Source organism: Simplicispira piscis (genome assembly GCF_054783455.1).
The window spans coordinates 1-1344 of record NZ_BAAGQN010000040.1 but is presented as its reverse complement, the minus strand read 5'-3'; the positions used below and the strand labels follow the sequence as shown (position 1 = coordinate 1344).

The 1344-nt window shown below is 59.4% G+C and carries 1 protein-coding gene; it reads left to right on the top strand.

Annotated elements, in window-relative coordinates:
* Positions 1-24 precede the first annotated feature (24 nt).
* Entirely contained in the window at positions 25-1110 is a 1086-nt protein-coding gene (locus tag ACYVOC_RS18910) for an IS110 family RNA-guided transposase (protein ID WP_116003225.1), read from the top strand.
* Positions 1111-1344: the final 234 nt, after the last annotated feature.

The following is a 1344-nucleotide window of genomic DNA, read 5'->3' as shown; positions in this document are numbered from 1 at the left end:
GTTGTTCAACGTAAGGAGTCCGACATGAATGCTACTACCGTTGCCGTCGATCTTGCAAAGTCCGTGTTTCAACTCGCCGTGGCCGATGATCAATGGCGCGTGGTTGAAACCCATCGCCTCACCCGCACCCAGTTTGAGCGCTGGTTTGTCAACCGTGACGTTTCCCTGGTCATCATGGAAGCCTGTGGCTCAGCCCACCACTGGGGACGCTGGCTCAACGGCCTGGGCATCGAGGTGCGCTTGCTACCCGCCCAGTACATCCGTGCCTACGTCAAGCGCAACAAGACCGATGCTGCCGATGCGGCAGCGCTGCTGGAAGCCGCCCGTGCTTCCGACATGCGCCCGGTGCGCATCAAGTCGGTGGAACAACAGGCCTTGCAGGGTATGCACCGCATCCGCAGCCTTTGGATGGGTACCCGCACCTCGCGCATCAATGCCCTTCGTGGGTTCTGCCGTGAGTTTGGCATTGCCATCCCAGTGGGAGCACGCACCGGCATTGAAGCAATCAGCCGTGTGCTGGCCGACCCCAACACGGCCGTGCCGGACTTGATTCGCGGCACCGCCAAGTTGTTGATTGAGGAGATTCGTCTTTTGGAAGCACGCATTGCCCAACTGGAGCGCGAGTTGGCTGCGCTGGCCAGGCTCAGCCCGGCCTGCACTACGCTGCTGTCGATTCCCGGTATTGGCCTGCTGACCGCGACTGCGATGGTGGCAGCTACATCCGGTGATGTGAGCCACTTCAAGGATGCTAGGCATTTCTCCAGCTGGTTTGGGCTGACACCGAAAGAGTACAGCTCGGGTAATTCCCGCTACCTGGGGCACATCTCCAAGAAAGGGGACCGCTACTTGCGTATGTTGCTCACGCATGGCGCCAGGAGCGTGCTGCGCGCCTCCAAGGTGGCGGATAACGCGGGGCGCGAGGTCTGTGGGGTGCGCCGCTGGGCACTGGATGTGCAAGCCCGCAGCAATCACAACAAGGCGGCGTGCGCGCTGGCGAACAAACTGGCGCGGATTTGTTATGCCACGCTGCGCGACAAGGTGGCGTTTGATGAACCTACCGTGCGCCTAGGCAAGAAGATCAGCAGGGAGAGTTTTGCGATGCCCGCTTGAATGCCAACATCCAAAACAGTCGTTATCGAGAAGAAACTGAACACCCATCCACGCTTGTGACGAGATTGATCGACCATCATGGCCAATAGGGTTCACCCCACACCGATAGACGCCGATAACTCTTCCGGCAGCTTGCCTGCCGTTCGTAGCGACTGGCGCATTGGTGACGCAGATTCCATGTCGGCACGGGACAAATACGATCCCATTTTAGATGCCGGATATACGACTGCAGGC